Source organism: Neobacillus driksii (genome assembly GCF_013409995.1).
Taxonomy (GTDB): Bacteria; Bacillota; Bacilli; order Bacillales; family Cytobacillaceae; genus Neobacillus; species Neobacillus driksii.
Genome location: NZ_JACCBX010000008.1, coordinates 289,436 through 300,243, shown reverse-complemented (window position 1 = coordinate 300,243; position 10,808 = coordinate 289,436). Strand labels below are relative to the sequence as shown.

General features: G+C 45.0%; 16 protein-coding genes, 24 tRNA genes and 1 rRNA gene. 37 read left to right on the top strand and 4 right to left on the bottom strand.

The genetic code is table 11. The annotated features are described in order from the left end of the window. From rrf to F4694_RS19640, 29 genes are all read left to right on the top strand, one after another. Positions 1-93: ribosomal RNA gene (gene rrf, locus F4694_RS19780) — 5S ribosomal RNA — on the top strand; the annotation flags it as partial. A gap of 39 nt (positions 94-132) precedes the next feature. Further along, positions 133-207, top strand: a tRNA-Glu gene (locus tag F4694_RS19775). Positions 208-244: 37 nt separating this feature from the next. Beyond that, positions 245-320, top strand: a tRNA-Val gene (locus F4694_RS19770). Between the two features lie 8 nt (positions 321-328). Then, positions 329-404 (top strand) — tRNA-Thr (locus F4694_RS19765). Positions 405-413: 9 nt separating this feature from the next. Next, positions 414-489: transfer RNA gene (locus F4694_RS19760), tRNA-Lys, on the top strand. A 33-nt stretch (positions 490-522) separates the two neighbouring features. Next, positions 523-607: transfer RNA gene (locus F4694_RS19755), tRNA-Leu, on the top strand. A gap of 11 nt (positions 608-618) precedes the next feature. Continuing rightward, positions 619-693: transfer RNA gene (locus F4694_RS19750), tRNA-Gly, on the top strand. Positions 694-698: 5 nt separating this feature from the next. Next, positions 699-787 (top strand) — tRNA-Leu (locus F4694_RS19745). Between the two features lie 92 nt (positions 788-879). Then, positions 880-956 (top strand) — tRNA-Arg (locus F4694_RS19740). A gap of 7 nt (positions 957-963) precedes the next feature. Then, positions 964-1,040: transfer RNA gene (locus F4694_RS19735), tRNA-Pro, on the top strand. Between the two features lie 23 nt (positions 1,041-1,063). Continuing rightward, positions 1,064-1,136, top strand: a tRNA-Ala gene (locus F4694_RS19730). A gap of 17 nt (positions 1,137-1,153) precedes the next feature. Further along, a tRNA-Met gene (locus F4694_RS19725) sits at positions 1,154-1,227 on the top strand. A 44-nt stretch (positions 1,228-1,271) separates the two neighbouring features. Beyond that, positions 1,272-1,345 (top strand) — tRNA-Ile (locus F4694_RS19720). Between the two features lie 7 nt (positions 1,346-1,352). Then, positions 1,353-1,445 (top strand) — tRNA-Ser (locus F4694_RS19715). A gap of 26 nt (positions 1,446-1,471) precedes the next feature. Next, a tRNA-Met gene (locus tag F4694_RS19710) sits at positions 1,472-1,545 on the top strand. A gap of 3 nt (positions 1,546-1,548) precedes the next feature. Beyond that, positions 1,549-1,625 (top strand) — tRNA-Asp (locus F4694_RS19705). Positions 1,626-1,667: 42 nt separating this feature from the next. Continuing rightward, positions 1,668-1,743 (top strand) — tRNA-Phe (locus F4694_RS19700). A 32-nt stretch (positions 1,744-1,775) separates the two neighbouring features. After that, positions 1,776-1,860, top strand: a tRNA-Tyr gene (locus F4694_RS19695). 60 nt (positions 1,861-1,920) lie between these two features. Next, positions 1,921-1,996: transfer RNA gene (locus tag F4694_RS19690), tRNA-His, on the top strand. Positions 1,997-2,011: 15 nt separating this feature from the next. After that, positions 2,012-2,086: transfer RNA gene (locus F4694_RS19685), tRNA-Gln, on the top strand. Positions 2,087-2,141: 55 nt separating this feature from the next. Further along, positions 2,142-2,215: transfer RNA gene (locus F4694_RS19680), tRNA-Gly, on the top strand. 3 nt (positions 2,216-2,218) lie between these two features. Beyond that, positions 2,219-2,295, top strand: a tRNA-Ile gene (locus F4694_RS19675). Between the two features lie 33 nt (positions 2,296-2,328). Then, positions 2,329-2,403: transfer RNA gene (locus F4694_RS19670), tRNA-Asn, on the top strand. Positions 2,404-2,416: 13 nt separating this feature from the next. Beyond that, a tRNA-Ser gene (locus F4694_RS19665) sits at positions 2,417-2,507 on the top strand. A gap of 11 nt (positions 2,508-2,518) precedes the next feature. Further along, positions 2,519-2,592: transfer RNA gene (locus F4694_RS19660), tRNA-Arg, on the top strand. 123 nt (positions 2,593-2,715) lie between these two features. Then, the gene (locus tag F4694_RS19655) at positions 2,716-3,699 is read left to right on the top strand and encodes a tyrosine-type recombinase/integrase (RefSeq protein ID WP_179601059.1); all 984 of its coding nucleotides are present in this window, start codon (positions 2,716-2,718) and stop codon (positions 3,697-3,699) included. Positions 3,700-3,707: 8 nt separating this feature from the next. Continuing rightward, on the top strand, positions 3,708-4,151 hold the full coding sequence (locus F4694_RS19650) for a YolD-like family protein (RefSeq protein ID WP_257029312.1): 444 nt from the start codon (positions 3,708-3,710) through the stop codon (positions 4,149-4,151). A gap of 106 nt (positions 4,152-4,257) precedes the next feature. Continuing rightward, positions 4,258-4,521, top strand: coding sequence for a hypothetical protein (locus tag F4694_RS19645; RefSeq protein WP_179600498.1), 264 nt, complete (start codon positions 4,258-4,260; stop codon positions 4,519-4,521). Between the two features lie 209 nt (positions 4,522-4,730). Continuing rightward, a complete protein-coding gene (locus F4694_RS19640; protein ID WP_179601057.1) occupies positions 4,731-4,919 on the top strand; it encodes a hypothetical protein in 189 nt (62 codons plus the stop codon). Positions 4,920-4,924: 5 nt separating this feature from the next. On the opposite strand, the gene F4694_RS19635 is transcribed toward F4694_RS19640, so the two are convergent. Further along, positions 4,925-5,341, bottom strand: a complete 417-nt coding sequence (locus F4694_RS19635) for an endonuclease domain-containing protein (protein WP_179601055.1) — start codon at positions 5,339-5,341, stop codon at positions 4,925-4,927. On the opposite strand from F4694_RS19635, the gene F4694_RS32730 reads away from it, so the two are divergent. The 4 genes from F4694_RS32730 to F4694_RS19615 all read left to right on the top strand — a co-directional run bounded on the left by F4694_RS32730 (position 5,262) and on the right by F4694_RS19615 (position 7,865). Continuing rightward, positions 5,262-5,618: a helix-turn-helix transcriptional regulator gene (locus F4694_RS32730; RefSeq protein WP_306458498.1), complete on the top strand. Its 357-nt coding sequence runs from the start codon at positions 5,262-5,264 to the stop codon at positions 5,616-5,618. The genes F4694_RS19635 and F4694_RS32730 overlap by 80 nt on opposite strands. A 270-nt stretch (positions 5,619-5,888) precedes the next feature. Continuing rightward, on the top strand, positions 5,889-6,077 hold the full coding sequence (locus F4694_RS19625) for a hypothetical protein (RefSeq protein WP_179601051.1): 189 nt from the start codon (positions 5,889-5,891) through the stop codon (positions 6,075-6,077). Beyond that, positions 6,074-7,246: an FtsK/SpoIIIE domain-containing protein gene (locus F4694_RS19620; RefSeq protein ID WP_179601049.1), complete on the top strand. Its 1,173-nt coding sequence runs from the start codon at positions 6,074-6,076 to the stop codon at positions 7,244-7,246. The genes F4694_RS19625 and F4694_RS19620 overlap by 4 nt, the downstream gene beginning before the upstream one ends. Then, positions 7,227-7,865 carry a hypothetical protein gene (locus F4694_RS19615; RefSeq protein ID WP_179601047.1) on the top strand — a complete coding sequence of 213 codons (639 nt, stop codon included), beginning with the start codon at positions 7,227-7,229 and terminating at the stop codon, positions 7,863-7,865. The genes F4694_RS19620 and F4694_RS19615 overlap by 20 nt, the downstream gene beginning before the upstream one ends. Before the next feature lie 14 nt (positions 7,866-7,879). Here the strand turns inward: F4694_RS19615 and F4694_RS19610 are convergent, their stop codons facing one another. Beyond that, entirely contained in the window at positions 7,880-8,104 is a 225-nt protein-coding gene (locus F4694_RS19610) for a helix-turn-helix domain-containing protein (protein WP_179601045.1), read from the bottom strand. Positions 8,105-8,251: 147 nt separating this feature from the next. Between F4694_RS19610 and F4694_RS19605 the strand changes: the two genes are divergently transcribed. Together F4694_RS19605 and F4694_RS19600 are read left to right on the top strand one after the other, a co-directional pair. Next, a complete protein-coding gene (locus F4694_RS19605) occupies positions 8,252-8,545 on the top strand; it encodes a hypothetical protein (RefSeq protein ID WP_179601043.1) in 294 nt (97 codons plus the stop codon). A gap of 65 nt (positions 8,546-8,610) precedes the next feature. Further along, a complete protein-coding gene (locus tag F4694_RS19600) occupies positions 8,611-8,856 on the top strand; it encodes a hypothetical protein (RefSeq protein ID WP_179601041.1) in 246 nt (81 codons plus the stop codon). Between the two features lie 240 nt (positions 8,857-9,096). Here the strand turns inward: F4694_RS19600 and F4694_RS19595 are convergent, their stop codons facing one another. Then, positions 9,097-9,264 carry a hypothetical protein gene (locus F4694_RS19595; RefSeq protein ID WP_179601039.1) on the bottom strand — a complete coding sequence of 56 codons (168 nt, stop codon included), beginning with the start codon at positions 9,262-9,264 and terminating at the stop codon, positions 9,097-9,099. Between the two features lie 2 nt (positions 9,265-9,266). Beyond that, positions 9,267-9,452 (bottom strand): hypothetical protein, encoded by a 186-nt coding sequence (locus tag F4694_RS19590; RefSeq protein ID WP_218895746.1) that lies wholly within the window; start codon positions 9,450-9,452, stop codon positions 9,267-9,269. 240 nt (positions 9,453-9,692) lie between these two features. Between F4694_RS19590 and F4694_RS19585 the strand changes: the two genes are divergently transcribed. Both F4694_RS19585 and F4694_RS19580 read left to right on the top strand, forming a co-directional pair. Further along, positions 9,693-9,908, top strand: coding sequence for a helix-turn-helix domain-containing protein (locus F4694_RS19585; protein WP_179601037.1), 216 nt, complete (start codon positions 9,693-9,695; stop codon positions 9,906-9,908). Positions 9,909-9,920: 12 nt separating this feature from the next. Further along, positions 9,921-10,691 carry a phage antirepressor gene (locus F4694_RS19580; RefSeq protein WP_179601035.1) on the top strand — a complete coding sequence of 257 codons (771 nt, stop codon included), beginning with the start codon at positions 9,921-9,923 and terminating at the stop codon, positions 10,689-10,691. Positions 10,692-10,808: the final 117 nt, after the last annotated feature.

Here is a 10,808-nt window from a genome sequence, read left to right as displayed (position 1 = left end):
CACACCCGTTCCCATACCGAACACGGAAGTTAAGCTTCTCAGCGCCGATGGTAGTTGGGACTTTGTCCCTGTGAGAGTAGGACGTTGCCAGGCATTGCCCCTTTGGGGTTTTTATTTTGTGAATTTTTGATTGGCCCCTTGGTCAAGTGGTTAAGACACCTCCCTTTCACGGAGGTAACACGGGTTCGAATCCCGTAGGGGTCACCATTGTTTTTTCTTTAGCAAAAATAACTTTCCTTTATATGGAGGATTAGCTCAGCTGGGAGAGCATCTGCCTTACAAGCAGAGGGTCGGCGGTTCGATCCCGTCATCCTCCACCATAATATGTGCCGGTTTAGCTCAATTGGTAGAGCAACTGACTTGTAATCAGTAGGTTGGGGGTTCAAGTCCTCTAGCCGGCACCATTTTTGTTTGAGCCATTAGCTCAGTTGGTAGAGCATCTGACTTTTAATCAGATGGTCGAAGGTTCGAGTCCTTCATGGCTCACCAAAGTTTTTTGCGCCGCAATATAACTTTTAAAATGCGGGTGTGGCGGAATTGGCAGACGCACCAGACTTAGGATCTGGCGCCGCAAGGCGTGGGGGTTCGACTCCCTTCACCCGCACCATATAAATTTGTGCGGAAGTAGTTCAGTGGTAGAACACCACCTTGCCAAGGTGGGGGTCGCGGGTTCGAATCCCGTCTTCCGCTCCAATAGTGCCGGGGTGGCGGAACTGGCAGACGCACAGGACTTAAAATCCTGCGGTAGGTGACTACCGTACCGGTTCGATTCCGGTCCTCGGCACCAGGTTATTTTTCCGAGAAAAATAACCAAAGATTTTTGCGAAGCAAAATATATAAGAGTTTTTTTGAGATAGCGAAAGCAACTTTCAATATAATGCGCCCGTAGCTCAATTGGATAGAGCGTCTGACTACGGATCAGAAGGTTATGGGTTCGACTCCTTTCGGGCGCGCCATATTTTACGGGAAGTAGCTCAGCTTGGTAGAGCACTTGGTTTGGGACCAAGGGGTCGCAGGTTCGAATCCTGTCTTCCCGACCAGTCGAAGATTACATTAATAACATGGGGCCTTAGCTCAGCTGGGAGAGCGCCTGCTTTGCACGCAGGAGGTCAGCGGTTCGATCCCGCTAGGCTCCATTATAGTTATTGAAAATGGCGGTGTAGCTCAGCTGGCTAGAGCGTACGGTTCATACCCGTAAGGTCGGGGGTTCGATCCCCTCCGCCGCTATATATGAAATTAATACTAATGTTGTTATTAATGTTAGTGTTAATGGACCCTTAGCTCAGCTGGTTAGAGCAGACGGCTCATAACCGTCCGGTCGTAGGTTCGAGTCCTACAGGGTCCATTTATCTGGAGGAATACCCAAGTCTGGCTGAAGGGATCGGTCTTGAAAACCGACAGGCGGGTTAAACCGCGCGGGGGTTCGAATCCCTCTTCCTCCGCCATTAGCTAATTTTAATAATAGTATTGTCGCGGGGTGGAGCAGTCTGGTAGCTCGTCGGGCTCATAACCCGAAGGTCGTAGGTTCAAATCCTGCCCCCGCAATATGGTCCGGTAGTTCAGTTGGTTAGAATGCCTGCCTGTCACGCAGGAGGTCGCGGGTTCGAGTCCCGTCCGGACCGCCATTTTTATCCCGGTAGGTTAACTACCGTTGATATAGATTGTGTGGCTCAGTAGCTCAGTCGGTAGAGCAAAGGACTGAAAATCCTTGTGTCGGCGGTTCGATTCCGTCCTGAGCCACCATTTAATGTAATGATCAGTAAGGTCTCCTATGTGGAGGGGTAGCGAAGTGGCTAAACGCGGCGGACTGTAAATCCGCTCCCTCAGGGTTCGGCGGTTCGAATCCGTCCCCCTCCACCATAATTTTTTGCGAATCAAAATAACCAAAGTTTTTTCACAAAGGTGAAAATAACCATGATGGCGATTGTGGCGAAGTGGTTAACGCATCGGATTGTGGTTCCGACATTCGTGGGTTCGATTCCCATCAGTCGCCCCATTTCATTTTTATTATTGGGCTATAGCCAAGCGGTAAGGCATCGCACTTTGACTGCGACATGCGTTGGTTCAAATCCAGCTAGCCCAGCCATGCTTAAAGGCAGCATAGCCAAGTGGTAAGGAAGAAGTCTTCAATTTTTAGAAATGCGGGTGTAGTTTAGTGGTAAAACCTCAGCCTTCCAAGCTGATGTTGTGAGTTCGATTCTCATCACCCGCTCCATATGGGCCTATAGCTCAGCTGGTTAGAGCGCACGCCTGATAAGCGTGAGGTCGATGGTTCGAGTCCATTTAGGCCCACCAGAATTTTTTGGAAGCAAAATAATTTTCCATTGTTCCGCAGTAGCTCAGTGGTAGAGCAATCGGCTGTTAACCGATCGGTCGTAGGTTCGAGTCCTACCTGCGGAGCCATTTTTATGTCTATGGGGAAGTACTCAAGAGGCTGAAGAGGCGCCCCTGCTAAGGGTGTAGGTCGGGTAACCGGCGCGAGGGTTCAAATCCCTCCTTCTCCGCCATATATATATATGCGCCTTTAGCTCAGCTGGATAGAGCATACGCCTTCTAAGCGTACGGTCAGAGGTTCGAATCCTCTAAGGTGCGTTCGGAAAAGGGCGCTAAAGCCCGTCAAGTCAACCTTCTATAACGCTAAATGAATCGGTCAGTGTAACGGTCAATTTACCGAATGCACCCGAAATCAACGTAGCGAAATAGGAGGTTTTTTATTTGCCAAAAAAGAAAGACGTTTTTATTATCGAGGAAAATTTAGGCGATTTGTTCGCGCCATTACCTGCGCCAGTTCCGAAAGCCACATCGGAAGCGGAGCGTTTAACGATTGAGAGGGCGCTGGCAACCATCGTCCGCCAGATGGAGATAAGCGGAAATCGCCCGCGCACTATTAGTGATTACGGCATATATGTCAAGCATTTCGAAGCAGCCACGGGGCTCACGTTCATTGACGAAATCACATCCGACCATGTTTACGATTGGCTTGAGGGAATGGACGTAAGCAATCAAACGAAGCTTACTCGCGTAAAGTGCCTCAAGGCGTTTCTGTCGCGGTGCTTTGACAACGGATGGATAGCGACTCGCTTCTGGAAAAAGATTAACGTTAAGGTCGACGGGCGCATTAAAGAGGGTGCCACAGAGCGCGATATTCGGGTTTTATTATCGGTACTAGATTTAGGTGACTTCGTGCAATTACGCGATGCCACGGCCACGCTATTGATGTATAAGACGGGCATAAGGATTAACACGATCGTACTGCTCGAAAATAAGCACATAGACTTTAGCGCGAAGCTGCTCCGACTCGATGGCGCTATTATGAAGAATCATTCCGAGCTCCTACTGCCGTTCGATGATACGCTTTGTCGGCTGCTGACCGTTCTGATAAAACAGAATGAGGCGGTTAGGCGCGCTTATGGCGTGAAGAATAACTACGTATTTATTACGAAGCAGGGCGGAATCATATCGAATAGCCCCACGCATAACAACATACAGAAGCGCTTGAATAAGTACGCTAAGCAGTACGGACTAAAGAATATCAATCCGCATGCACTGCGACGTGGGTTCGCTAAGTCATTGCTGAATAAAGGCGCTAACATTGCGCAGATATCAAAAGCATTAGGCCATAGTAATCTCGCCGTCACTACCCAATACCTACACCTCGATAAGGAAGAGATTGCGGAGAACTTGCGTAAATATTTATAACTATAACAATGCGTCAGCCTTACGATGGGCTGGCGTTTTATTTTTTTATACATACAGAACGAATGTTCGTATATAATAGTAATATTAATACGAAGGAGATGATCGATGTGGCAATTCGTGACCGCGGTAAAATTAAGTGGAATCCTGCATCATTTATGCCTGAAGGCTTCGCTATGACTCGCGAAATGTACCGGGACCAAGCGCGCCAAGCTAAGCCTATTCTCGATGAGTACCAAACGGAGGAGTTCGACCTGCGTATTGTATATGCGATGGAGTATAATCACGCAATAAAGTTAACCGTTTGGAATGACGGTTTTACTTCAGAGGTTATAGGGCGTATTCACTACGTAGACCCTATAACGAAGCAGCTACGGATTGAGACGAAGCCTGGGGAGTTCGAGCGCGTTAAATTCGATGATGTTACTGCGGTGAAGGTCGTAGACATGAACTAGCACGGACGTCAATTCGCAAACTTTAACGCTATCCCGACGCAAATATAACGATTAACCACGCTAGACAATCTTTCTATATAATAAGCGAAATAAAGGAGGGATAGCGATGGAGATTAAAAAGACGAAGTTTATCCGTAGAAGCGAACTTACTCAATCCAAAACCTTTAAACGATTTAGAGTATTGAGACTGAGGAAAGAAGTGTTTAAAAGTATTTCGAAAACGGGCAATACAACCGTTATGGTCCATTCAGAGTTGTGGCGACTAACTTCGGAAGAATTGAGGCAATGGATTAAAGAGGAAACGGAAAAAGGGAATCCGGTGCTGAAGAACATTCGGAGAGCCATCCAAAATTGTTACAGAGATGACTAATGTGGAGAAACAACCTACACCTAAAATAAAAATTAGAAAACGAGTATATTTAGGGGAAATTAAAATTGAAGAATATCTTCTGAAAGAAGTTGAGTTACTTATTGAAAAAATGAAGGGTAAGTAACGGACACACAACGTTCTCAATTCCTCGCAGGTATGGTCCAGGGCCTACCGAATTCCTTAACGTAGGAAAGTGAGGCGATCAAACGATGGCTTATATTTCGAAGAGGTTACCGATTAAGTTAAGGATTTTTCAGTACGATGAAGGTTACATGGCGATGGCGCACGATGGTACCTGCGGTGTACATAATTGTTACGCAGATACTGAGGAAGCTGCGGAGAAATTGGCGATAACCAGGCTGATGGAAAAGTTACAAAAACAGCAAACGCAAAAATAGCCTCGTCAATCGACGGGGCTTTTCGTCTGTATACTCATTACTTCCTCAATACGCTGTAATACGTTCCCCATGTCACGCATTATCTGCCGACCGGTAAACCGCAGTACTTTCCATCCATTCTCCGTCAAGCACTTATCCTTGCGACGATCCCGAGCCTTTGCTTTAGGCGAGGAATGATACGCCTTGCCATCGCACTCAATCGCAATACGCGGACCAATTAACGCCAAGTCAATCCGATACTTTCCGCATGGCACCTGTGACGTTACCGCATAGCCACGATTCTCCAATGCGTCATACAACTGCCGCTCGATTGGACTTTCGCATTTAAAGCGCTCGTTATATATGGGCTCGGCTTTAGGGAATAATATGAATGCCAGCAAACCCGCAGCAAGCAACCCAAAAAATACGATATATTCAATCAATCAAACCACCTCCAAAAAAGGAAATAAACCGCATTTTGTCGAATTAATAGACGAGGTGACATCAATGCCAGTAAACAACAGGCTCAAAGAAGTACGCCACGATCACCGCATGAATCAAACGGAATTTGCAGACTTTCTAGGGCTGAGCATCTATCAATACAATCGGTATGAAAAAGAAGCTCGACAGCCTACGCTCGAGATCGCGCTGCAGATTAGCGAAAAGGTGAAACGGCCAGTCAACGACATTTTTTATTTAACAGAAGAGGCGCCAAGCTAGGGCGCTAATTCTTAGGTTGTCTTTTGCCAATTCGGTAAATAATTAGTCGGTACAGGCAATATTACTGAAGTACCTACATAGTTTATTAACGAGTAACTACTCATTAGGATTACCGCAGTTTAAGGCTCTTAGACGCTGCCAATATGCGAAAAAGAAAATCTGTTAAAGAATGAGCCGAAGGCGGGAAGGAAGGGAAGGGGGTCCGGGGAAACCAAGCGAATATTTAAATAATCAGACAATTTAGTTATCAGAAAATTAGGAGGAATCAAAATGTTGTTTGGACCGGGAGTATTAATCGCTGGAGCTAGCTTCATTACGATTGTTGTATTAGAAAAGACAGCGGAAGATTTCGGAATCACTTGGCTGAGCACAACGCTGAAATTAGTAGTGCCAATCGTTGCAATATTGTTCGCTATCTTCTTCCTTGAAACTAACGCGTTATTGAGGTGGCTGCGATGAGCATATGGGCGAAATTACAAACGCGTAGCAAACTAGTCAAAGCCTTTAAGAGTGGCGGACTTCACTTAACCTATAAAATGAGCGACGGCAATGAACGCTTAATCCTTCCCAAAATCCGCAATGTATCTATCAATGACACCTCTACTACCGTAACCTTCACACTCCCAAATGGGCTCGATCCCAAACTTTTGCAAAAGAACTACTATGTATTCGAACAATATTTCGGTCAAAACGTCGAGCTTGATGGCGATATCAAACGGTTTACCCTAACGATTAATAACGGAGAGCTGCCGAAGGAGCTCACCTACAATTATTCGAAGATACTACCGGAGCTCGAAGGGCTCGAAATGCCGATTGTATGCGGTAAGGATAGCGCAGGAAACTGGATGGTATATAACGCCATTACCGAGCCGAATTGCCTCGTGTCGGGCGAACCTGGCGCTGGTAAGAGTACACAGCTCCGGAGTATCCTGGCGACTCTCATACAGCATAGAACGCCTGACGAATTGCATATTTACCTAGGCGACTTAAAGATGAGCGAGTTCTTTCTGTTTAAGGACGTCGAGCACGTCAAAAGTGTCTGCGTTTATCCGGAAGACATGGCACGAATGCTGAAGCACATACACGGAGAATTGAAGCGAAGAGGCGAATTGTTGAATAAACACCGGGTCACTCACATTACGAAAGTGCCTGAAAAGACTCCGTTTTTCCTGCTTGCGATTGATGAGATCGTAATGATCATGGACGACAAGGAAATGAAAAAGCAACTCGTTCAAATAGTTTCGCTAGGTCGGGCGCTAGGCATTTACTGCATACTGTCGCTACAAAGACCTTCACACGACATACTAGATACGAAGATTCGCGGTCTGTTAACGGTGCGAATGGGATTCCGGACCACTGACGCCTCCAACTCGAAGATAATCGGAACACCGGGCAGTGAGCGCATTAGCAAGCAAACGCCAGGTCGATTCCTTATTAAACGCGATGAACTAACCGAACTGCAGGCGCCATATCTAACGGAAGAGAAGGCGGATAAGATACTCGCTGCATATCGAATAGACGGCTGGAAGGATTTGTTTGCGAGGTCGAGTACGTCGGAAATTCCGACAACCAAAACCGAAGAATTAACCGAGAAGGATGTGTTTTACGATGTTGACCAGCCGCGATAAAGCAATTATTCGCGACTTAAATAGATTCCGTGTGATGGATCGCGATAGCATTGCCGAACTACATTTTGCAGGCATTAAAAATCCTACAACGGCAGCAAATTCCGTTTTGCTCCGGTTACTTCGAGACGGACAGATTCAGAGGTCGACTAGCTTTCAGCCGTTCGTTTATTTCGGAGCAGAGTCGCAGATTAAGAAGAACAGCGCCAAGATCGGACATTTCCTCGCAATCTTGAATGTATATAAAGAAATGCGGAAACTCGGCAAGCTTGAAACTTTTCTGGTCGAGCCGAAATATGGCAGTAAAGGCAATGCCGAGCCGGATATTTTCGCTATGTATAGGAATACGCCATTTTTTATAGAAGTACAAAAGACGCTTTATTCCGATAAGCAGATGTCGGAGAAACTGGCCCGTTATGTCGACTTTTATAATGCTGGAATTATGACAAAGCCGTTTCCTCACATCTTAATATTATCGGATCAGAGGTACGCGCTTGACGGTGAATATCCGTTTAAGATATTTCAAGCCGAAACATTTACGCAATTTAATCAGTCGTTAACGGCGCAGCCAGCGAAGTCAATACCGCTTCTAAGTGGCGTTAAAATAGTCGTTAACAATTAAAAAAGCCGCGGGAATTATTCCGCGGTTTCTTCGTTTACGAAAGTAAGAATGTCGCTCATCTTGTCGATATCCAATGCGTCTGCAATCTTTTCCAGAGCTTCCTTAGGCACACGTTTTACCTTGTTGTTAACTAGTTCGCTTATTGTACGCTCAGTTAAGCCGGTCATTTCGGCAAGTTTCTTTTGCTCTATGCCTCTCTCATTAAGAAGGTCTTTAAGTTTAATTTCTACTCTCCTCATATGTACATCTCCCCGTCGCTCTCTTACTTAGATTATACAGTTAAAAAATAAATTCCGCAAATCGTAATTCAAGTGTTGACAATTACGTTTAACGGAATTAATATAAAGGTACAAGTTACGCAAAACGTAATTAAAGGAGGTGAGTAAATGGCCCGATTAATAAAGGCAATATATAGCGCAAGCGATGATCCGCAATTCGGTACGGTAGAAGATGAGGTAATCGTGTTATCTCCGGCCATAGTAGTTGAAAAGTACGACGAAACTGACGCGATGTTTTATATCATAGAAGAACCCGTCGCAGATAATCAAGAGACTATATACATCGACCGTGCGACTTGTCCAAGATTCGAGATTAATTTAGACCAATCTTTCGATCAAATTGATTTCGGACAGTTGGCAAAGAGTACATTTCTAGAATTCATATGTAAATTTGCAAAATAAAAAGCCCAGCGGTGAGCAGACCGACTGAGCCTCGAAAAAATATATCGATAGGGAGAGTATAACACATGAGAAGAGTAACTGTTAAGCATTATTTTAAAAATGAAATCGACCACGAGTGGCCCAATATCGGAGTATTTTTTGAAGAACGCGGTATCGTCATTCAGGTAGATGAATACGGCTTAGTCGAACTATTTGAAGCCAAGATGATGGAAGGTTCGGATGATGTCGTTTTGGTTAAAGAGGGAGCGGAAGACCTTTCATCTGATAATCCGGAGTTTGTCGTTAATCTAATTATAGGGGAAGCGAAATAATAAACATTAACCCGTTCTGATGCGGCAACATTGGGCCGGTAAACGGGTAGTGACGGCTCGATCACCGCAGACAATGACGGCAATCACGTCTGACGGTTTTAGGCAGGTCGGGCAAATATAATGACTTCCGCTGGAGCCTCAAACACCTCGGCAAAGGTTCGGGGTTGCAACGGGAGTCATATCGGAAAATAGACGGTTTTCAGCGCAATTAGGCGGGCGCGGGAAAGCCGTTATTTTTATTTAATCTCGCTTTCGATAACAATCTTTTATTGCCTCGCGAATTTCCTTAAGAACCGGATTTCCTTTTTCAGTTTCTTCTTTTATCCACTTTTTCTGTTCTTCGTCTGTCATCGCCCACAATTTCGAATGTACTATTACGGTTGCATTTCCGATTTTTGACTTTTTCAATTTTAGGACCTCCGACCCTTTCCGTTTCTTCTCCAATAACTTTCGTTTACGATCCGTTCGAGTTCTTTTAACACTGGATTCCCTTTGCGAAGTTCCTCTTCGAAGTATCTTTTCCGTTCTTCCTTCGTTAACTCCATTAATGGAGAAACTATTCTCCCTACCGTATTGCCTATACGAATCTCTTTCACGCTAATCCCTCCTGAAATTTGGATACAGCAAACATTATTGACGGAATAGGTGTCTTGAAATATTACATTCGTGTTACAAATAGCGAAAATTGGCCGGAAATCGGCCCGAATTTGCATGCTGTCGCGACATACGGTCTGAAAGGGTTGCGCGGGATGCCTTTCTCACTCGTATTTTAGGGTAGGAGGTAAATTTTTTTCGCGGTCGATGTGACCGTTTTATTACGAAGGAGCTGGTATTGGATGAATCGCGAGGTACTAAGATTTATACGAGTATCAAGAAAGCTGTCTGTAAGGAAGTTTGCCGAAAGATTAGGCGTAAGTCATGCGTTGATTTCGGCCATTGAGGGTGATCGCCGGCTAACGGAAAATGTTCAGAAAAAAGTCGTTGAGACGTTTGGCCTTACGGATGAAAAACTTGTATCAATTAAGTTATTAATCAACGAAATTAAAAATTGAGGGGGAAGTTAAATGAAACAAATTCAAAAACTATTTAATTATCATGAGAATCCTGTTCGCACGGTGGTTTTAGAATCCGATATCTGGTTTGTGGCAAAAGACATATGCGATGTCCTAGAAATTAAAAATGCCTCCGATGCTTTAAAACGGTTAGATAATGACGAGGTGACTAGGTTTAATCTAGGGGGCTTATCAGGTGAAACGAACTTGGTCAATGAACCTGGATTATATTCGCTAGTGTTAGGTAGCCGGAAGCCAGAAGCTAAGCAGTTCAAACGCTGGGTAACTCACGAAGTTCTGCCAACAATCCGGAAGCACGGCGCCTATATGACGGAAAATGTGCTTGAGCAAGCGATTGGCAATCCTGATTTTATGATAGGTCTATTATCGAGTCTTAAGGAAGAAAAAGAACGCAGCAAAGCACTGGAAGCAAAGACGCTGGAGTTAGAGCATGAAATAGCCGTTGTTCAGCCGAAAGTTACGTACTATGACACGATTTTATCATCGGAAAATGCAGTGAATATCGGACAAATTGCAGAGGATTACGGCTTAAGCGCTAGACATTTGAATCAAATCTTGAACGAAGAGCGTGTACAGCGAAGGGTTGGCGGGCAGTGGGTCTTATACCAGCAGTATAGAAATAAGGGATTAACAAAGTCGAAGACGTTCTCAATCGGAGAAAACGGAGCGAGAATGCACACTCAATGGACGCAAAAAGGGCGGTTATTCATTCACGAGCTACTTGCGGAGATGGGTATCGTGCCTGTCAGCGATGTGTTATAAACGGCAAAAAGCTCGATGTCGGCAAACATCAAGCTCACTTAATTGCTCACTATCACGGGAGCGCATATATATTTATCCAACTATATTGTATCGCGTTCCCCGTGTTTTTTCAACTAC